Source organism: Arthrobacter flavus (genome assembly GCF_039526005.1).
Taxonomy (GTDB): Bacteria; Actinomycetota; Actinomycetes; order Actinomycetales; family Micrococcaceae; genus Arthrobacter_D; species Arthrobacter_D flavus.
On sequence record NZ_BAAAIJ010000005.1, the window covers coordinates 62,780 to 80,761 of the forward strand.

General features: G+C 63.9%; 20 protein-coding genes and 1 tRNA gene. 15 read left to right on the forward strand and 6 right to left on the reverse strand.

All coding sequences use genetic code 11. The annotated features are described in order from the left end of the window. Positions 1 to 68 precede the first annotated feature (68 nt). From fliP to ABD059_RS02110, 9 genes are all read left to right on the forward strand, one after another. Positions 69 to 815, forward strand: a complete 747-nt coding sequence (gene fliP / locus ABD059_RS02070; RefSeq protein WP_343877508.1) for a flagellar type III secretion system pore protein FliP — start codon at positions 69 to 71, stop codon at positions 813 to 815. Continuing rightward, complete coding sequence (gene fliQ, locus ABD059_RS02075) at positions 812 to 1,087, forward strand: flagellar biosynthesis protein FliQ (protein WP_196866448.1); 276 nt, start codon at positions 812 to 814, stop codon at positions 1,085 to 1,087. The genes fliP and fliQ overlap by 4 nt, the downstream gene beginning before the upstream one ends. Before the next feature lie 2 nt (positions 1,088 to 1,089). Beyond that, positions 1,090 to 1,848 carry a flagellar biosynthetic protein FliR gene (locus ABD059_RS02080; protein ID WP_343877472.1) on the forward strand — a complete coding sequence of 253 codons (759 nt, stop codon included), beginning with the start codon at positions 1,090 to 1,092 and terminating at the stop codon, positions 1,846 to 1,848. Continuing rightward, positions 1,848 to 2,954 carry an EscU/YscU/HrcU family type III secretion system export apparatus switch protein gene (locus ABD059_RS02085; RefSeq protein ID WP_343877473.1) on the forward strand — a complete coding sequence of 369 codons (1,107 nt, stop codon included), beginning with the start codon at positions 1,848 to 1,850 and terminating at the stop codon, positions 2,952 to 2,954. The genes ABD059_RS02080 and ABD059_RS02085 overlap by 1 nt, the downstream gene beginning before the upstream one ends. Then, complete coding sequence (locus ABD059_RS02090) at positions 2,954 to 5,005, forward strand: flagellar biosynthesis protein FlhA (RefSeq protein WP_343877474.1); 2,052 nt, start codon at positions 2,954 to 2,956, stop codon at positions 5,003 to 5,005. The genes ABD059_RS02085 and ABD059_RS02090 overlap by 1 nt, the downstream gene beginning before the upstream one ends. Beyond that, positions 4,980 to 5,930: a hypothetical protein gene (locus ABD059_RS02095; protein ID WP_343877475.1), complete on the forward strand. Its 951-nt coding sequence runs from the start codon at positions 4,980 to 4,982 to the stop codon at positions 5,928 to 5,930. The genes ABD059_RS02090 and ABD059_RS02095 overlap by 26 nt, the downstream gene beginning before the upstream one ends. A 90-nt stretch (positions 5,931 to 6,020) precedes the next feature. Further along, positions 6,021 to 6,374 carry a carbon storage regulator gene (locus tag ABD059_RS02100; RefSeq protein WP_343877477.1) on the forward strand — a complete coding sequence of 118 codons (354 nt, stop codon included), beginning with the start codon at positions 6,021 to 6,023 and terminating at the stop codon, positions 6,372 to 6,374. A 666-nt stretch (positions 6,375 to 7,040) separates the two neighbouring features. Then, entirely contained in the window at positions 7,041 to 7,199 is a 159-nt protein-coding gene (locus tag ABD059_RS02105; RefSeq protein WP_343877478.1) for a hypothetical protein, read from the forward strand. A gap of 11 nt (positions 7,200 to 7,210) precedes the next feature. Next, positions 7,211 to 7,399, forward strand: coding sequence for a hypothetical protein (locus tag ABD059_RS02110; RefSeq protein WP_343877479.1), 189 nt, complete (start codon positions 7,211 to 7,213; stop codon positions 7,397 to 7,399). 482 nt (positions 7,400 to 7,881) lie between these two features. On the opposite strand, the gene ABD059_RS02115 is transcribed toward ABD059_RS02110, so the two are convergent. From ABD059_RS02115 to tmk, 4 genes are all read right to left on the reverse strand, one after another. Next, positions 7,882 to 7,957 (reverse strand) — tRNA-Thr (locus ABD059_RS02115). A 98-nt stretch (positions 7,958 to 8,055) separates the two neighbouring features. Next, a complete protein-coding gene (locus ABD059_RS02120; protein WP_343877481.1) occupies positions 8,056 to 9,612 on the reverse strand; it encodes an alpha/beta hydrolase in 1,557 nt (518 codons plus the stop codon). Continuing rightward, a complete protein-coding gene (locus ABD059_RS02125) occupies positions 9,609 to 10,772 on the reverse strand; it encodes a DNA polymerase III subunit delta' (protein WP_343877482.1) in 1,164 nt (387 codons plus the stop codon). The genes ABD059_RS02120 and ABD059_RS02125 overlap by 4 nt, the downstream gene beginning before the upstream one ends. Further along, positions 10,769 to 11,413 carry a dTMP kinase gene (gene tmk / locus ABD059_RS02130; protein WP_343877483.1) on the reverse strand — a complete coding sequence of 215 codons (645 nt, stop codon included), beginning with the start codon at positions 11,411 to 11,413 and terminating at the stop codon, positions 10,769 to 10,771. Before tmk ends, ABD059_RS02125 begins: the two co-directional genes overlap by 4 nt. 108 nt (positions 11,414 to 11,521) lie before the next feature. Here tmk and ABD059_RS02135 point away from each other — a divergent pair, with 108 nt between their 5' ends. The 3 genes from ABD059_RS02135 to ABD059_RS02145 all read left to right on the forward strand — a co-directional run bounded on the left by ABD059_RS02135 (position 11,522) and on the right by ABD059_RS02145 (position 13,833). Continuing rightward, positions 11,522 to 12,685, forward strand: coding sequence for a trans-sulfuration enzyme family protein (locus ABD059_RS02135; protein ID WP_343877484.1), 1,164 nt, complete (start codon positions 11,522 to 11,524; stop codon positions 12,683 to 12,685). 9 nt (positions 12,686 to 12,694) lie between these two features. Next, on the forward strand, positions 12,695 to 13,018 hold the full coding sequence (locus tag ABD059_RS02140) for a DUF2516 family protein (RefSeq protein WP_343877485.1): 324 nt from the start codon (positions 12,695 to 12,697) through the stop codon (positions 13,016 to 13,018). 65 nt (positions 13,019 to 13,083) lie between these two features. Continuing rightward, positions 13,084 to 13,833: a phosphoglyceromutase gene (locus ABD059_RS02145; protein ID WP_343877486.1), complete on the forward strand. Its 750-nt coding sequence runs from the start codon at positions 13,084 to 13,086 to the stop codon at positions 13,831 to 13,833. A gap of 89 nt (positions 13,834 to 13,922) precedes the next feature. On the opposite strand, the gene phoU is transcribed toward ABD059_RS02145, so the two are convergent. Next, the gene (phoU, locus tag ABD059_RS02150; protein WP_343877487.1) at positions 13,923 to 14,582 is read right to left on the reverse strand and encodes a phosphate signaling complex protein PhoU; all 660 of its coding nucleotides are present in this window, start codon (positions 14,580 to 14,582) and stop codon (positions 13,923 to 13,925) included. 173 nt (positions 14,583 to 14,755) lie between these two features. On the opposite strand from phoU, the gene ABD059_RS02155 reads away from it, so the two are divergent. Both ABD059_RS02155 and ABD059_RS02160 read left to right on the forward strand, forming a co-directional pair. Further along, positions 14,756 to 15,946 carry a sensor histidine kinase gene (locus ABD059_RS02155; RefSeq protein ID WP_343877489.1) on the forward strand — a complete coding sequence of 397 codons (1,191 nt, stop codon included), beginning with the start codon at positions 14,756 to 14,758 and terminating at the stop codon, positions 15,944 to 15,946. Then, the gene (locus ABD059_RS02160; RefSeq protein ID WP_343877490.1) at positions 15,943 to 16,623 is read left to right on the forward strand and encodes a response regulator; all 681 of its coding nucleotides are present in this window, start codon (positions 15,943 to 15,945) and stop codon (positions 16,621 to 16,623) included. The genes ABD059_RS02155 and ABD059_RS02160 overlap by 4 nt, the downstream gene beginning before the upstream one ends. Before the next feature lie 3 nt (positions 16,624 to 16,626). Here the strand turns inward: ABD059_RS02160 and ABD059_RS02165 are convergent, their stop codons facing one another. Beyond that, positions 16,627 to 17,172, reverse strand: a complete 546-nt coding sequence (locus tag ABD059_RS02165) for a hypothetical protein (RefSeq protein WP_343877492.1) — start codon at positions 17,170 to 17,172, stop codon at positions 16,627 to 16,629. A gap of 265 nt (positions 17,173 to 17,437) precedes the next feature. Here ABD059_RS02165 and ABD059_RS02170 point away from each other — a divergent pair, with 265 nt between their 5' ends. Next, on the forward strand, positions 17,438 to 17,920 hold the full coding sequence (locus ABD059_RS02170) for a CarD family transcriptional regulator (RefSeq protein WP_019482365.1): 483 nt from the start codon (positions 17,438 to 17,440) through the stop codon (positions 17,918 to 17,920). Positions 17,921 to 17,982 lie beyond the last annotated feature (62 nt).

Consider the following 17,982-nt stretch of genomic DNA (forward strand, 5'->3'; position numbering starts at 1 on the left):
CACGGGCCTTCGTAGCGATCATCGCACTAACGGTCCTGCTCGCTGGCCTGATCCCGCTGCTGACCTCCATGGCGGCGTTCGCCACGCCCATCGATCCGCTGCCACCCACCGACCCACTCGACCCGGTAGCACCCGAGGAGGCTGACGGCCTGTCGGTGGAAATCAACGGCGTCAACGGGGGCCCCAGCGGAGCGATCGTCACACTGCTGGGAATCACCCTGCTGTCGGTTGCCCCCGCACTGCTGCTCATGATGACCTCCTTCACAAAGATCTTCGTGGTGTTGGCCATGACCCGAAACGCCCTCTCACTGCCGTCCATCCCGCCGAACCAGGTGCTGGCCGGTCTTGCCCTCTTTCTCTCGATCTTCATCATGGCGCCCGTGCTTACCGAGATCAATAACCTCGCGGTCCAGCCGTTCCTCAATGGTGACCTGGTCCTCGGTGAAGCCGCCGACGTCGGCTCCGGCCCCCTGCGCACGTTCATGCTGAGCAATACCCGTGAAGAAGACCTCGCCCTGATGACCCGGGCAGCGGGGATGGAAAACCCCGACGACCCGGCGTCGGTCTCCCTCGCCACCCTGATCCCGGCGTTCATGATCTCGGAGCTGCGCGCCGCCTTCATCATTGGTTTCGTCATCTTTGTTCCCTTCCTGGTCATTGACCTGGTGGTCTCGGCCGCCCTGATGTCCATGGGCATGATGATGCTGCCGCCCGTCATGATCTCGCTCCCGTTCAAAATCCTGCTGTTCGTTCTTGTCGACGGCTGGGGGCTGATCATCACCTCGCTGATCGGCAGTTACCAGGTGGCCGGATGAATACCAGTGCCGTACTCGACATCGGACTTCAGGCCATCTGGATCGCCGCAAAGCTCTCAGCACCCATCCTGATCACCGCGCTGGTGGTGGGCTTCGCTATCTCGCTGCTCCAGTCGATCACCCAGATTCAGGAAGTCACCCTCTCGTTCGTGCCGAAGGCGGCGGCTGTGGCGGTTGCCCTGCTGGTCTGCGGGCACTGGATGATCTCGGAAATGGTGTCCTTCACCCAGGAGATGTTCGAGAAAATCCCCGGCCTCCTGATGGGCGGCTGACCATGGAGGTGGTCCTGGACCAGGGCCGCATCGAAGCGACAATGCTCGCCGGGGTGCGGATTATCGCGTTCCTGGTCATCGCCCCGCCGTTTTCCTACAACGGCATCCCCGCCCGGATCAAAGCCATGCTGGCGATCGGGCTGGCCCTCGCCGTGTCCCAGCAGGTCACCGACGGCTACGAATCGCCCGGCACTGCTGGCTATATCACCGCGCTGATCCTCGAACTGGTGGTCGGTGCTGCGCTGGGGTTCCTGGTACTGGTCGTGTTCTCCGCCATCCAGGCGGCCGGTAGCCTGATCGACCTCTTCGGTGGCTTTTCGCTGGCCCAGGGCTTCGACCCACAGTCAATGGTTAATGGCGCCCAGTTCACCCGGCTGTTCCAAATGACGGCCCTCGCCCTGCTGTTCGCGTCGGACGGGTACCAGCTGATCATCTCCGGGCTCGCGCGTACCTTCAACGCGCTGCCCATTGGAGGCGGGATCGACCTGTCGTCCCCCGTCGAGGCCATTACCGGTTCAGTGACCAACATGTTCCTGGCCGCCGTGCAGATTGCTGGCCCACTGATCGTCATCCTGTTTCTGGCCGACGTCGGGCTCGGGCTGCTGACCCGCGTGGCACCAGCACTTAATGCGTTTGCTCTCGGGTTCCCGCTGAAGATCCTGGTCACGCTCCTGTTGGCCGCCACCTTGTTTGTCGCGTTGCCGCGGATCGTCTCGACCCTCGTCGACGACGCCGTCCGACTCGTGATGGGGGTGGGGTAATGGCTGATAGTGCCGAGGAGAAGACCGAGGATGCCACCCCGAAGCGGATGAAGGAGGTCCGCAACAAGGGCCAGCTGTCCAAATCGGAGGACTTCACCGCGTGGATCGGCGTGGGGGCAGCGGCTGTGATGATCCCCGCCACCATCGCACGGGCGGCTGACGCCGGCACCGACCAGGTGTTCACCTTCAGGGCGGTCATCGCCAATCCCGAGCCGGCGCTCGCCGTCCGATCATTGGCGGAGGGTCTCGGCTCCCTCGCCTACATTCTCACCCCGTTCTTCACCGTCGTGGTGGTGGCTGTGCTCGGAACGGCCGCGCTGCAGGGCGGCATCAACTTCAAGAAGTTCCGCGGGAAATTCGAGCAGTTCAATCTCCTGGCCGGGGTGAAACGAACCTTCGGCGGTCAGGCTCTGTGGCAGGGCATCAAGGCCCTGCTGAAGACGGCGGTGGTGGGAACCGTCCTGTGGCTGGTGGTGCAGTCACTGCTGCCCGTGCTCATGCAGTCCGGTGGCCTGCCGGTCTCGGCACTGCTCGCTGCTGGCGGGGGCGGCGCTGTGACGCTGCTGCAATCCGCCGTCGTTGCCGGGCTCGCGCTGGCCGCGCTTGATGTCCTGGTGGTGCAGCGACGCAACCGCAAAAAGACCAGGATGACCAAAAAAGAGGTCAAGGATGAAAACAAAAGCTCTGAGGGCGATCCCCTGATCAAATCCCAGCGTCGTGCACGCCAGTTCGCGATGAGCAGGAACCGGATGATCGCCGCCGTCGGGGACGCCAACGTCGTCCTGGTTAACCCCACCCACTTCGCCGTCGCCCTGAAGTACGAACCGGGAAAGTCGGCGCCCCGCGTCGTCGCCAAGGGCGCCGGAATCATCGCGGCCCGGATCCGTGAGGAAGCTGAAACACACCGGGTTCCCCTGGTGCGTGATGTTCCCCTGACCCGCGCGCTGCACGCCGCCTGCGAGCTGGGGCAGGAGATTCCCGCGGAACACTACAACGCCGTCGCACGGGTCCTCGCCTTCGTGATGTCCCTGAAGACCCGTGGCTCCACCAAGGGCCACCACACACTGCCACCTATAGCCACTTCCACCTCCAGCGGAGCGTACTGATGAACCGGTCACTGTCGAAACTCTTTGTGCCCATTGGTGTGGTCGGCATCATCATGCTCCTGGTGGTGCCCATCCCGGCGCCCATGCTGGATGTGTTGATCATCGTCAACATCCTGCTCGCCCTGGTGATCCTGCTGACCACCATGTTCGTGCGCAAGCCGCTGGACTTCTCCGTCTTCCCGTCGCTGCTGCTGGTCGCTACGCTGTTCCGGCTGGGACTCAATGTCGCATCCACCCGGCTGGTACTCGGCGACGGGTATGCCGGCCAGGTGATCGAGGCATTCGGCCACGTCGCGGTTGGGGGGTCGCTGATCATCGGCGCGGTGATCTTCTTGATCCTCATCGTCATCCAGTTCGTGGTGGTCACCAAGGGTGCCGAGCGCGTCGCGGAGGTGGGCGCCCGCTTCACCCTCGATGCGATGCCCGGCAAGCAGATGGCCATCGACGCCGACCTGAACGCAGGCCTGATCACCGATATCCAGGCACGGGAGCGCCGCGCTGAGGTCTCCGCAGAAGCCGACTTTTATGGCGCGATGGACGGCGCTTCCAAGTTCGTCAAGGGCGACGCGATCGCCGGGCTGATCATTATCATCATCAACGTGATCGGCGGGATCGCGATTGGGATGCTGCAGCGCGGCATGTCCATCGGTGACGCCGTCAATACCTACAGCCTGCTCACCATCGGCGACGGCCTGGTGACCCAGATCCCGGCGCTGCTGATGGCCGTCTCGACGGGCATGATCGTGACCCGGTCCAACGCCGAATCCGACATGGGTTCCACCGCCTCTGCCCAACTGGGCCAGTCACGGACCGCCCTGCGCATCGCCGGTGGCGCCGCCGTCGTGATGGCGCTGATTCCGGGCATGCCGGTCCTGCCCTTCGTGCTGGTGGGCGCCGGGCTGATCTTCATCGCCCAACGGATCAAGAAGGACGACGACGCCAAACGCGCCAGCGACGACGCCGCGGCAGCCGAGCTGGCGGCGCCGAGCGGCACCGACAGCACCGAGGACCTGATCGAGCAGATGCGCGTCCACGCCCTGGAGATACTGCTGGCGCCGGATCTGGTGGACGTGGTGACCGGGTCCTCCGATGACCTGCTCGGACGGGTCCGGGCACTGCGCCGGAAGATTGCGCTGGATCTCGGTGTGGTGGTTCCCCCGGTCCGGACCAGGGATAGCCTCGATCTGCCCCCGGCCACCTATGTGATCCGTATTGCAGGGGTCGAGGCCGGCCGTGGAGAAGCACCACGGGGAAAGGTGCTCGCGCTGGGAGAAAACCTCGCGACGCTACCGGGGGTCACCACGGTGGAGCCCGTGTTCGGGCTGGCCGGCAAATGGATCCCCGCCGAGCTGCGGCACAACGCTGAAATGACCGGCGCCACAGTGATCGACAGGGTATCGGTCCTGGTCACGCACCTCTCGTCGATCATCACCGGAAACGCCGCCCGGCTATTGACCCGCGAGGACGTGCGGGTACTCACCGATGGGGTGCGCGAAGTGAGCCCCTCAGCCGTTGAAGAACTGATCCCGGGCATGCTCTCCCTGGCCGAGGTACAGCGGGTGCTGCAGGGCCTCCTGGCCGAGCAGATCCCCATCAACGACCTCCCGAGGATCTACGAGTCGCTGACGCTGCGGGCCAAGGTTTCGGCGGATCCCGAAGGACTGGTCGAAGCCGCACGCCACGCGCTTGGCCCCGCGTTGACCGCCCAATACCAGGACGGCAACCTGCTCCGGGTGATCATGATCGACCCGCTGTTGGAACAGTCAATGCTTGAGGGCCTTCGACCCTCGGACCAGGGCAGCCAGATCCTGCTGGATGCCGCACGCACCGAAGCGATCCTTGGGTCGGTGAAGGACGCCGTCGCCGCTGCGGAAGCCAACGGCCACTCAGCGGTCCTGGTGTGCGCCCCGGCGCTCCGCCCGGCGATCCGCCGGCTGGTTTCAGCACAGTCCGGTGGGCTGCCGGTCCTTTCCTACCAGGAAGTCACCAGTGCCAACGTGAACATCGAGACGGTAGGTGTGGTGCGTGGAAACGCAACGATTTCGTCTTAGGGGTCCCTCGCTCGAGGAACTGCGCTCGCAGGCATTCGCCGAACACGGTCCACTGGCGCGGATCATCGCCGCCGAACTCGTTACTGTCGGAGGGATCCGAGGCTTCTTTGCCCAACGACACTACGAGGTGACGGTTGAGGTGCCACCGGTCCCGCCCGTGCGTACGGGGCGGCGTAGCGCCGGGCGCGTCCCACCGCCTGAAAGAAAAGAGTCGGGAATCGCAGCACTGCTCGCGGAGGCCGACGACGCCGAAGCATCCCTGCACGGCGTCGACGTGCGGGAACCCTCGGTGTCCACCGACAGTAACCTCTTCGCCGCGCTGATGGACGATCTGGTTTTCAACACCGACGCCGCATCAAAGGTCTCCGCCGGGCAGCCGGCGGCCGTTCCCGTGCCGGCACCGGCAACCCGGCCGGGCGACCTGACCGTCGTCGTCGGGCTCGGCGCGGACGCCTTGAATGTCGCCCGTTCGATGGCGGAGGAGCTGGTCAACGACCGGCACCGCCGGGCCGCGGTGCGGGCGATCGGCGATAGCGAAGGAACCGGCCGGCGGGTGGCTCGCGACGGCGAGACGGGACTCGAAGCCAGCAATCCGGTGACCGACCGGCTGGCAGCGGCAGCGTTGCGGGCCGGGGGAGTGGAGGGTGGCTTCCCGGTGTTCGTCGCCGTCGGGATGGTCGGCGATGTTGCAGAGAACGTCGCCGCCGTTGCTGGTCTCGGTGCGGATCAGGTCTGGGTGGTTGTCGATGCGGGCCGCAAGCCGATGGATACCGCCGCCTGGGTGTCAGCGGTGACCCGGGAGGTGGCAGTCACTGCGGTGGCGGTGGTCGGGGCGACGACGACGTCGTCACCCCAGACCGTCAACACGCTCGGCATCCCGGTGGGCTGGGTGGACGGACGGCGAGCCACCTCGCCGGTGCTATGAGGGGGCTTCGAGGGATGGAGCTCGCGGGAACCATGCTGGCGTGCGGTCCCGGTGGACCCCCAACGGCTGGGATAGAGTAAACGGGTGCTGGTGCTTACACGCAAAATTGGGGAACAGATCCTGATCGGGGACGACATTGTTGTCACCGTGCTCGATTCGCGCGGCGAAGGTATCCGGATCGGTATTGACGCGCCCCGCGGTGTGAAGATCCAGCGCGAGGAAGTGCTGCGCGCCGTCGTCGAGGCCAACCTCGCTGCAGCCCACCCCGATCCTGAGGCCGAAGCGCGAATCAAGGCCCTGCTGGGGATGTCGACGACGTCGGCCGCGACCCCTGATCCCGCGAAGCCGGGTGCGCCGAAACCGGCCGACCCCGCGAAGCCGGGTGCGCCGAAACCGGCCGAGTCTGCGAAGCCGGGTGCGTCGAGACCGGTCGACCCCGCCTAACCACCGAAACGGTGAGCAACCTGGACAATGGTGGGGAAGATTTCAACCTCCGATGTCCAGGTTGCTGACGCGTGTCCGGATTGACCACCAGCGCGGGACTGAGCCGGTCCGCGCTATACCGATTGCATGACGTCGGGAGCTGGCGCCCAGCAGCTGAGAAGACCGCGGTGGTAGCCCCTCGTGAAGAGGGTAGACAAAGGGCGGCGGCTAATCGCAGGGAATTGGAACTACGGCGCGCATTACGCGCCACATATAATTCGCCAGAGGCTGGTCCGATACCCGGAAAGTATCTACCGGAATTGCAGAATGCCCGGCGCTAGAACCTTTCCCACTATGAATTGTCCGACTTTGCGGGTGCTCTTGTTCATCTGAACTGTGAGGGCTTACGGGCGATGGGCTCCAGCGGCCCCGTTATTGATCTGTGATAAAGTCACGTGGTGCAGGTAACATCCCAACTCCCACGGAGGATTCAAGATGAAACGGCTTACGAAATTAGCTAGCACCACGGCGATTACTGGGGCGCTCATATTCGGTGGCACTACTGCCGCCAACGCTAGCCCGTACGCCCTACCTGAGTATTGCAGCCCATCTATCGGCTGTGTTGGCAAGGACCCCGCTGGAGATAACATCTACAGCCAGGTCGGCCCAAGGCTTACCTCAGAGGAGATGCGCCTCTACAACCAGTGCGGGTTCGCCCTGGTGGCAGCGGGGGTCGGCTTCTTTGGGAACGTCGCAGGGATGATCGCTGGAGGATTCGGCATCGCCGGAGTCATGATTGGCCCATGCCAGGACCTCGCAGAATCCACTACCCGGTTTCGCTCATAACGGAGGGCGCCATGAAAACACGTACAGCCATCAGTGTGGTCGCTGGCCTTGTGCTGATCGTCGTCGGCATTTCCTACGGTCTGTCAGCCGTCCCTCTAGTCGGGATGCTGATAGCCGGTGCCGGTCTCGTCATCGGCGGCAGTGCCGTCTACACCGCCATGCGCCACCGCCCCACGACAACGGTCGGCAGCGCCGAATAGTCCCCGGTACTGAGCAGGGTCGCATCGCGCAAGCGGTGCGGCCCTTCCGTGTCCTCTGGGACAAGTCTGTGCTTCCCCCCCCCCCCCCCGCGATTCGCGCATATTTCTTTACGAGAGCGGTAGCGTAGGTATTCTCCACCTTGGCCTGCAGGCGTCGCAATGGAGTTTCGTCCAAAAATATCTGAGTCATTTCCAGAATTTCTATTAGGATGCCGACCCCATGAATTAACGGCCTAATGACTCTTTTCCGCCAATTGGTCTCGGAGTTTCTCCAATTCTCGAGTCCATGAACCAGCGGTTGTACAGCTCCACGGAGGCGGCGCTGTCCTCTATCTTGGGGTGATGAGAAAGTGACGATCACCTATAGATCGGCAAGGAAATCAGGGGAATGTAGGGGAGTGCGCAACTGTCAAGCGCCTCACTTGAGGGGCATCGAAAAGCCCTCACTTCCTCTGCTTACAAGGGAGTAAGGGCCTTCTCTGTGGAGCCTCCTGCCAGAGTCGAACTGGCGACCTTCTCATTACGAGTGAGACGCTCTACCGACTGAGCTAAGGAGGCTAAAGCTTCACGGGACGCGCGTGAGCACGGCCCAATCCACAAGCGTCAACTCTATAAGAGCAGCCGCGTGCAGGTCAAAAGCAGCCACTGCGGACGGTTTAGTCGCAGCTGACGCCGTCTTCGGGGACCGTGCCGTCAACGAAATAGTCATCCACGAGGTCCCCGATGCAGTCGCCAGCCCGACCGTAGGCGGTGTGCCCCTCGCCGTCCCAGGTGACGTGGACTGACGTTTCCAGCTGATCCGCCAGCGCCAGCGACCAGTCGTAGGGTGTCGCAGGGTCGCCGGTGGTGCCGATAACCAGCATCGGTGCGGCATCAGGGGCCGACGCCGGAGCGGGCTCCAGCACCGGTCCGTACTCCCACGCGTCACAGGTCACCCCGCCGTAGGCGAGGTAGGGGCCGAAGGTTGGCGACGCCTCGGCGAGTTCGTCGGCGTCGGCGGCCAACTGCGCAGGGTCACTGGTCATCGGGTAGTCGAGGCAGTTGATCGCGATAAACGCCTCACTGCTGTTGGTGAGGTAGCTGCCGTCCGCCTCACGCTCGGCTGCCAGGTCGGCGAGCTGCAGCATCGCGGACGGGTCACCCTGCAGCGCCTGGTCGAGGGCCCCAGCCAGCAGGGTCCAGTTGTTGTTGTCATATAGCGGCAGGATGAAGCCGCTAAAGAAGGTGCCGATCGTGACCAGGCGGCCGTCGGCGGCGGTCATGGGGCTTTCCTCGACCGAGCGGAACAGGTCCTGGATGACCGTGACGCCCTCCTCGATTCCGGTGGGGAGGGGGCAGTCGCTGGAGAGCTGGCAGTCGGCCACAAAGCTGCGCAGCGCCGTCTCGAAGGCCTGGGCCTGACCCAGTGTGATCTCTTCATTGCTCAAGGACGGATCCACCGCGCCGTCCAGCACCAGTCGCCCGGTATTGGCGGGGAACAGCTCGGCGTAGGCAGCACCAAGTGCTGTGCCATAGGAGAACCCCAGATAGTTGAGGTCCTCGTCGCCCACCGCAGCACGCAGAATGTCCAGGTCGCGGGCCGCGCTGTCGGTGTCCACATACCCGAGTAGCTCGCCTGTCCGTTCGGCGCACTGGGCGGCGAAGTCCTCGGCTTCGGCGGTGAGCGTCTCAAGCGCTTCCTCGTCGGAGATCTCCGGTTTCAGATATTCCAGCCGGTCCGCTTCGCGCTCCTCGTCGGTCTGGCACTCGACAGCCGACGACTGCCCCACCCCGCGCGGGTCGAAGCCGACGACGTCGTACGCCTCCCGCAACCGATCGCTTGTTACATAGGTCAGCGCGTCCTTCACGATGTTGACACCGGAACCGCCTGGACCGCCCGGATTGACCAGCACCGAGCCCATGGATTCTCCCGTGGCGTCGCTGCGAATCAACGCGATCTCGATCGAGTCCCGCGCAGGGTCGGCATAATCGAGTGGGACCTCGACGGTCGCGCAGGCGAATGTCTCCTCGCATAGCTCCCAGGTCACCTGCTGGGTATAGAAGCCTTCGAGGTCCGCGGGCACATCACCAACGACCTCCGGGTTCGCTGACTCGACCCCCGTGGCCGGGCCATCGCCTGACCCGGGGGAGAGTAGTTGGCACCCAGACAACACCAGCGCGCCGGACAGAATGACGGCGGCAGAGGCCAGACGACGGGGGAAACGACTTCTCACGCGGTGTAATCCTTTTCGGGGAGGAGACTGACGGCCATGGCCTCGATGGCAAGCAACGGGGCAACATTGGTGTTAACGATCCGATCGCGCACTTTGTTGATGGCCTCAATCCGAACCAGCGTCCCCTCAGGTGTCCCGGACCGGGCGAACGCCTCCAGCTCGGGGCGCAGCGGCTCGTTCACCAGGTCGGGCCCGCTGGAAACCTGCAGCATCAGCACATCCCGGTAGAACGACGTCAGATCGGTCAGCGCACGGTCAAAGTAGTCGTTCTTCGACCGTTTGGCCCGGCGAGTCTGGTCATCTTCCAACCGCTTGACCTGCCCGCGGATAGCCGGCGGTAGGGTGCCGCTTTCGGGTGCGCCGAGGGTGGCCAGCAGTGCGGCCTTCTCCTGGGCATCCCGCTGCTCGAAGGAGCTCTGCGCTTCGGCTTCGGCCAGTTTCACCAGGTCCGCCGCCGCCTTCATCGCCCCTGCAACGCTCCTCAGGTCCAGCGGCAGCCGGACGATCTGGTTCCGCCGGTCCCGTGCGCCGTCGTCGGTGGCGAGCCGCTTCGCTACTCCGATGTGGCTCTGCGCTGCCCGCGCTGCAGCTTCCGCCGTCGCCGGATCGATGCCGTCGCGGCGCACCAACAGATCGGCGACATCCTGCACCGGCGGCAGGCGCAGGTTGACGGCCCTGCACCGGGATCTGATGGTCACCAGCACGTCGCCGGGACTCGGCGCGCACAATAGCCAAATGGTCCGGGGCGGTGGTTCCTCGATGGCCTTGAGTAGCACGTTGGTGCTGCGCTCCTGCATCCGGTCAGCATCCTCCACAATGATGACCCGCCAGCGTCCGGTGGACGGCTTGTCCTGCGCCTTTCGCACGAGTTCGCGCGCCTCGTCGATGCTAATCGTCACTTTTTCGGTGGTGACGTTGGTGATGTCGGCGTGGGATCCAGCCAGAGCGGTCCGGCAGGCCCGGCACTCCCCGCAGCCTCGCTCGTCGAGAGGCTCCCGGTCACAGAGCAATGCGGCAGCGAATGCTCGTGCAGCGTTGGACCGCCCCGATCCCGGCGGGCCGGTGAACAGCCAGGCATGGTTCGGCTGGTCTGCCGACGCGGCGCGTTTCAGCTGCTCAACCACCGGTTCCTGGCCCATCAGGAAGGTCCAGACGCTCATGTCAGGTGCTCGTCGACGGCTTTGAGAATGGTGGCCGCCAAGTCAGCGACCGGGGTCCGGGCCGGAAGCACCAGATATTGGGCCGGGTCGGCGGCCGCCCGCTCGAGGAACGCCCCACGGATCAGCGAGTGAAACAGGTCCGGCTCGGATTCCAGCCGGTCCTCCGCCCCGTTCTGCATCCGGCGTCCACGGCCCTCCACCGGTTCGACATCGAGCAGTACTGTGAGATCGGGGCGCAACCCCTCAACGGCCCACAAATTGATCTCCAGGACGCTGTCCGTTCCCAGGCCGCGACCGGCGCCCTGATAGGCCACCGAGGAGTCGATGTACCGATCGCAGACGACGACGGCGCCCCGCTCCAGCGCGGGCAGAATCGCCTGATGGACGTGCGCCGCCCGGGACGCGGCGAAGATGAGGGCCTCGGTCCGGGGATCAATATCGCCCTGACCGTGGTCGAGGACCAGGGAGCGGAGTTTCTCCCCAATGACCGTGCCACCGGGTTCCCGGGTCTGGAGCACCTCGAGGCCGCGTTGCTGCAGCGCGGTGGCCAGCAGACCCGCCTGGGTGGACTTGCCGGCGCCGTCGCCGCCTTCGAAAGCTATGAAGAGCCCGGACGTGCGGCGTGCGGATGGTGTACTCACCCCACCAGCCTATCGAGGATCACCGACCCGCCTGTCCCGCCCGCTGCCACCGGCCCAGGTGCGCGGGTCACATTTCACCCGGTCGCCGCAGCCAACTACCCTAAACCCATGACCCACCACGATCACCAGCAGCTCGCCCCGGACACGATAGTGGTGGCTGCTGGCCGCCCCCCGCGGGAACACGATGCCCCGGTGAATCCGCCGATCGTCCTGTCATCGACCTTCCACGAGGCGGTGGATCCGGCGGCGGGGGACCGCATCTATGGCCGCATGTCCAACCCCACCTGGGACCCGTTCGAGGCAGCACTTGGCAAACTCGAGGGTGCAGCGCTGCCAGCCCTGGTGTTCGGCTCAGGACTGGGTGCTGCTGCCGCCGCGTTGTCGCTGGTGCCGACGGGCGGCGTCGTCGTCATGCCCCGCCATGCCTACGCCGGTTCCCTCAGTCTCGCCGGCGATGAGGCGTCGCGCGGCCGATTCACTGTACAGACAGTTGACGTCGCCAACACCGATCAGGTGCTCGCGGCCCTGGCAGGCGCCGATCTGCTCTGGCTCGAGAGCCCCACCAACCCCATGCTCGAAGTGGCCGATCTGCGCACCATCATCAGCGCCGCGAAAAAAGCGGGAGTCACGGTGGTGGTCGACAACACGTTCAACACGCCGTTGGTTTGCAGGCCCCTGGACTTCGGCGCCGACGTCGTGCTCCACTCAGTGACCAAGTATCTGGCGGGCCACTCCGACGTCGTTCTGGGCGCCCTGGCCACCTCCGATCCTGACCTGCAGGTGAAACTGCTCAAGCACCGCACCCTGCATGGGGCAATTGCTGGACCGTTCGAGGTCTGGCTGGCGCTCCGCGGGCTACGCACGCTGGCCCTCCGCGTTGAACGGTCCCAGGCCACCGCCCTGTACCTGGCCCGCAAACTCCAGTCCCATCCTGCCCTGACCCGGGTTCGTTTCCCCGGGCTGCCCGAGGACCCCGGGCACCAGCGCGCCGCCGACCAGCTGAACGGCTTCGGCTCAATTATCAGCATCGAACTGGCGGATGTGGCGGCCGCCGAGGCCCTGATCTCGGCCGTGCGCCTGTGGCTGCCAGCAACCTCCCTGGGTGGCGTCGAATCCTTGATCGAACGACGACGGCGCCAGGCCGGCGAGCCGGTGACCGTACCGGAATCCCTGGTGCGGCTCTCGGTCGGGATCGAGAACCCCGAGGACCTCTGGGCGGATCTGGAGCAGGCGCTGACTGGGCTGCGAGAAGTCGACGGCTCCACCCGATAAGCTGGACCCGTGGACATCGCTTATGACATTCGGAACTACCTGTATCTGGCGCTTGGGTTGGTGGCGGTCGGTATCGAAATCTGGGCGCTCATCGACTGTGTGAAGCGGCCCGCCGCGAACTTTGAGGCGACGATGAAGCGCACCAAGGGCTTCTGGACCGCGATGACCGGTGGAGCGGCAGCCGTTGGCGTGCTGACGGTCCTCGTGACAGCCTCCGGACTCTTCGGGCTGCTGCAAATCGTCGCAGTGGTCGCGGCGTGCGTCTACCTCGCCGATGTGAAGCCCGCCGTCTCCGAGGTGCGGGGTGGCAGCGGGCCCTACGGCCCCTGGTAGCCAACCGCCAGTAACAGAAGCGCACGACGGATGAACCTGAGCCTCTCATACGGCAGACTAAACCCATGACTTCCTACAAAGTGATCCTGCTCCGCCACGGCCAAAGTGAGTGGAACGAGAAAAACCTGTTCACCGGTTGGGTGGACGTGCCCCTCACTGAACAGGGCCGGGCCGAAGCCATTCGAGGCGGTGAGCTGCTCGTCGAGGCCGGGTTACTCCCCGACATCGTGTACACCTCACGGCAGAAGCGGGCCATCATCACGGCGAACCTCGCGCTCGAAGCCGCCGACCGCAGCTGGATTGACGTTAAACGCGACTGGCGCCTCAACGAACGCCACTACGGAGCACTGCAGGGCAAGGACAAGGCGCAGACCCTCGCGGAGTTCGGCGAGGCCCAGTTCATGGAGTGGCGACGCTCCTATGACACCCCGCCGCCTCCCATTGAGGACAGCAGCGAATTTTCCCAGGCCAACGACCCGCGCTACGCGGACCTCGGCGACGCCATCCCCCGCACCGAGTGCCTCAAGGACGTCCTCGACCGGTTCCTTCCGTACTGGGAATCCGACATCGCCCCCGACATCAAAGCGGGCAAGACGGTCCTCATTGCCGCTCACGGCAACTCCCTGCGTGCACTGGTGAAGCACCTGGACGGCATCAGCGACGCCGACATCGCGTCGCTGAACATCCCTACAGGCATCCCGCTGATCTACGAGCTGGACGAGAACCTGGTACCGGTCAAGGCCGGTGGCACCTACCTCGACGCTGACGCAGCCGCCGCAGCGATTGAAGCCGTCGCGAACCAGGGCAAGCACTAACGGCCCGTCAGCACCCAGCGAGTCAACCACCAACAACGACGACGGCCGGTCCCTTACGGGGCCGGCCGTCGTCATTTAATCCCGGGGTTTTAGATCAGCGGCGCGCTGGGCTGCCACTCACCGGTCACCAGATAGGTGACCTTCCGTGCAACCGAGACGCCATGATCGGCGAATCGTTCGAAGTAGCGGCTGGCCAGGGTCACATCGACAGTGATGGGAGCTGAAACGTCCCATTCGGGCGAGGCGATGGCCTTGAACACGCCAGCGTGCAGCTCGTTGATCCGCGCATTGTGGGCATAAATCTCGTTGCTCAGCTCAAGGTTCCGGGTCTCGAGCAGCTCGTTCACCTTCTTGGCGATCTGCTGATCCAGCTGGGCCATCTCCTCGAAGGTGGGTCGGATCGCCGTCGGGATTACGTGGTCCGGGTACCGGAGCCGGGCAAGCTGAGCCACGTGGCGGGCCAGATCGCCCATCCGCTCCAGCGAGGCGCTCATTCTCAGCGCCCCGACGATCATCCGAAGGTCGCTGGCAACAGGGCCCTGCAGGGCAAGAATGTCGATCGCGCGTTCGTCGAGGTCGTTCTGGAGGAAGTCAATGCGTGCGTCGGCTGCGATCACATCCTGGGCGAGTTCGGTGTCAGCGGTTTCGAACGCGATGGTCGCTTTGTCCATAGCATTCGCAACCAACTGCGATATTTCGATGAGCTGTTCACCGATCTGGTGAAGCTCTGCCTGAAAAACCTTCCGCACGGGAGGCATCCTTTCCATAGAGATGACTGCGTACGTCTATGCACAGTCCCACACAGCACATTCTCAGTTGGTGATGAACTGTTATGCACCTTTGAGTGAACGTTAGTTGAACCACTTCCCTATTGCCACCGGAAGACTCAACCCCGCACCTAAGGTGCGCATAAGCTAAGCATGTGGATCCCGTTCTTCTTATTCTGATCGCAGGGCTGGTGGGCGTCGCCGTGGGCACGTTCGGCATGGCTGCCTTTCGGCTGAGCGAAATCCAGCGGCGTTCCCTGCTCTTCGTGGACGAGCCGACCCTTCCTGAGGGGGCGGCCGAGGTGCTGTCGATCATCGGCCGGGCCTATGTGGTGGTGGACGCCATTGACGGAGTGGTACGGGCCAGCCCCGCGGCGTACGCCTTCGGCCTGGTGCGGGGCCACACGGTGGTCCACGCCGAGCTGCTCGAACTGACGGCACGGGTCCGCCGGGACGGCGTGATCGAGCAGAAACAGCTGGAACTTCCCCGCGGACCGCTGGGGCAGGGCACTATCATCGTGCTTGCCCGGGTGGCATCACTGGGGGAGGAGTACGTCCTGATCCTTGCCGATGACCGCACGGAAATCACCCGCACGGAGGAGATCCGCAACGACTTCGTGGCCAACGTGTCACACGAGCTCAAGACGCCTGTCGGTGCCATCTCGCTGCTTGCCGAGGCCCTGGATGACGCGGCAGAGGATCAGGAAGCTGTCCGGCGGTTCGCCCGCCGAATGCACAAGGAATCGGCCCGGTTGTCAGCCCTGGTCCAGGACATTATTGAACTCTCACGGCTGCAGGGCGCCGACGTGGTACGCCGCGGGCGCCCGGTGAATATCAACACGGTGATTGCTGAGGCGGTGGACCGTAACCGGTTGCCGGCGGAGAGCAAACAGATCGACATTGTGGTCGGAGGGCGGATCAACGAGCCCGTCTATGGCGACCCGGATCTGTTGATGACTGCCTTCCGCAACCTGATCGACAACGCCATCCGGTACTCGCCCGAGCGCACCCGGGTGGGGGTCGGCCTGCGGTCCCGGGATGGACTCGCCGAAATCTCGGTCACCGATCAGGGAATCGGCATCACCGCTGAAGAGCAGGAGCGGGTGTTCGAGCGGTTCTATCGGATCGACGCGGCCCGATCCCGCCAGACAGGGGGCACCGGTCTGGGGCTCAGTATCGTCAAGCACGTGGTTTCCAACCACGGTGGCGAGGTGACCGTCTGGTCCCAGAACGGCCAGGGGAGCACCTTCACCGTCCGTCTCCCCGAGATGGAGCCCGACGCCGACACATCACCCGATGACAAGCCGGGCGGAACCTCTGCCCATGAACAAGGAGTGAGCGTTTGACCCGCATCCTGATCGTGGAGGACGAAGAGTCCTTCAGTGACCCCCTGTCCTATCTGCTCGGCAGGGAAGGTTTCGAGGTGGCGGTTGTCGAAGACGGGATAGCAGCCATCGCCGAATTTGACCGATCGGGCGCCGATCTGGTGCTGCTCGACCTGCAGCTACCGGGCCAGTCCGGCACCGAGGTCTGCCGGCAGCTCCGCCAGCGGTCGAGTGTTCCGGTGATCATGCTCACCGCGAAGGACGCCGAAATCGACAAGGTGGTTGGCCTTGAGCTTGGTGCCGATGACTACGTCACGAAGCCCTATTCGTCCCGTGAGCTCGTGGCTAGGATCCGCGCCGTGCTCCGCCGGCAGGCCGAACCCGAGGAGCTCCTGTCCAGCACCGTACAGTCGGGCCCGGTCCGGATGGATATTGAACGGCACACGGTCAGTGTCAACGGTGATCCGGTGGCGATGCCGCTGAAGGAGTTCGAACTGTTGGAGATGCTCCTGCGCAATGCGGGCAGGGTGCTGACCAGGGGGCAACTCATTGATCGGGTCTGGGGCTCGGACTACGTCGGCGACACCAAGACCCTCGATGTGCACGTCAAACGGCTCCGGGGAAAAATCGAAACCGACCCGTCGAACCCCAGCCACCTGGTGACGGTGCGTGGCCTGGGCTACAAGTACGAGTCCTGAGGGTTACTCTTCCTCTTCGCCTGTCTCTTCGGGCGTGGGGGTGGGCTCGGGGGTGTAGCCACCTGGAACATACTCCCGGTATTCAGCGAGGGTTCCGTCCAGGACAGGCACCCGCAGCTCGACGCTCTCCGAGTTGACGACAAAGTCCAGGTTCACCAGGGCGCCGGGGATTTCGCTGACGCCTTCAAGCACTCCGTCATCGGTGGTCTCGTCTTCAAAGACCCACTTGCCCTCAGCGGGGACCGTGACGTCGACCGACGAGTTGTCGCCCTCGATAGTGAGCTGCACCGCTGAGTCTGAGGAATTGAAGACCGTTCCAAGGACAGTGCCCGGTTCCCCCTCTTCGGAGGTAATGATCAGGATGTTGCGGAGTTCAAGCGGGCCGACCTGGTCGACGATTCCATCTGACGCCGCGTACTGGATGGTGGTGGCTTGCTCGCTGGTCACACTGCAACCGGTGGCACCGAGGACAGCGACCAGAGCCGCACCAGCTGCCAGGCTGCGTTTCGCCCGGAGGTGCTGCAGGGGATTGATTCGGTCACTCTTCACAGCGCAAACTCCTACGGTGGTCGATCAGCATGGGGAAACAGCTTGGTGAATCTTTCCCTACAGCCTATCGGGAAAATCGACCTGATGATGGAGTACTACAGCACCCGGACAACTCTTTCAGGGCGACGTGGATCACTTAAAGCCCCATCCGTCAAGGGGCGAATCATAGTCACCTATTTCCATAAGTCCCGGCTGACCTGCGAAAACACGCCTTCGGCGTGTCGAATTCGTGATAAACTGATCTGCGGGAAAGGGGAAAGTCCACATGGTTTTTGAGGTCGGCGAAACAGTAGTTTATCCTCACCACGGCGCAGCGAAGATCGAAGAGATCAAGATGCGCGTGATAAAGGGCGAAGAGAAAATGTATCTCAAGCTCAAGGTGGCGCAGGGTGATCTAACCATTGAAGTTCCAGCAGAAAACGTAGACCTCGTTGGGGTGCGCGACGTAGTGGGCAAGGAAGGTCTTCAGCATGTGTTCGATGTGCTGCGGGCCGAGTTCACTGAAGAGCCAACCAACTGGTCGCGCCGCTACAAGGCAAACCTTGAAAAGCTTGCCTCGGGTGACGTGATTAAGGTTGCGGAAGTAGTCCGCGACCTGTGGCGCCGTGATCATGATCGTGGGTTGTCCGCAGGAGAGAAGAGGATGCTCGCCAAGGCGCGTCAGATCCTGATCTCCGAGCTGGCACTCGCGGAGAAAACCGATGAAGAGAAGGCCGCAAGCGTTCTCGACGAGGTGCTAGCTTCCTAGTTTGTTGAATGCGTGTATTAGATAATCGGATTTGTTGAGGGGCCGCCCTGCTGGGCGGTCCT

Excerpts from the sequence above, each read along its gene's own strand:
- ABD059_RS02125 (WP_343877482.1), bottom strand. The coding sequence starts at position 10,772 with ATGAGCGTCTGGACCTTCCTGATGGGCCAGGAACCGGTGGTTGAGCAG.
- ABD059_RS02080 (WP_343877472.1), top strand. The coding sequence starts at position 1,090 with ATGGAGGTGGTCCTGGACCAGGGCCGCATCGAAGCGACAATGCTCGCC.
- ABD059_RS02110 (WP_343877479.1), top strand. The coding sequence starts at position 7,211 with ATGAAAACACGTACAGCCATCAGTGTGGTCGCTGGCCTTGTGCTGATC.
- ABD059_RS02090 (WP_343877474.1), top strand. The coding sequence starts at position 2,954 with ATGAACCGGTCACTGTCGAAACTCTTTGTGCCCATTGGTGTGGTCGGC.
- ABD059_RS02105 (WP_343877478.1), top strand. The coding sequence starts at position 7,041 with ATGCGCCTCTACAACCAGTGCGGGTTCGCCCTGGTGGCAGCGGGGGTC.
- ABD059_RS02170 (WP_019482365.1), top strand. The coding sequence starts at position 17,438 with ATGGTTTTTGAGGTCGGCGAAACAGTAGTTTATCCTCACCACGGCGCA.
- ABD059_RS02145 (WP_343877486.1), top strand. The coding sequence starts at position 13,084 with ATGACTTCCTACAAAGTGATCCTGCTCCGCCACGGCCAAAGTGAGTGG.
- ABD059_RS02085 (WP_343877473.1), top strand. The coding sequence starts at position 1,848 with ATGGCTGATAGTGCCGAGGAGAAGACCGAGGATGCCACCCCGAAGCGG.
- ABD059_RS02135 (WP_343877484.1), top strand. The coding sequence starts at position 11,522 with ATGACCCACCACGATCACCAGCAGCTCGCCCCGGACACGATAGTGGTG.
- fliP (WP_343877508.1), top strand. The coding sequence starts at position 69 with ATGGCGGCGTTCGCCACGCCCATCGATCCGCTGCCACCCACCGACCCA.
- fliQ (WP_196866448.1), top strand. The coding sequence starts at position 812 with ATGAATACCAGTGCCGTACTCGACATCGGACTTCAGGCCATCTGGATC.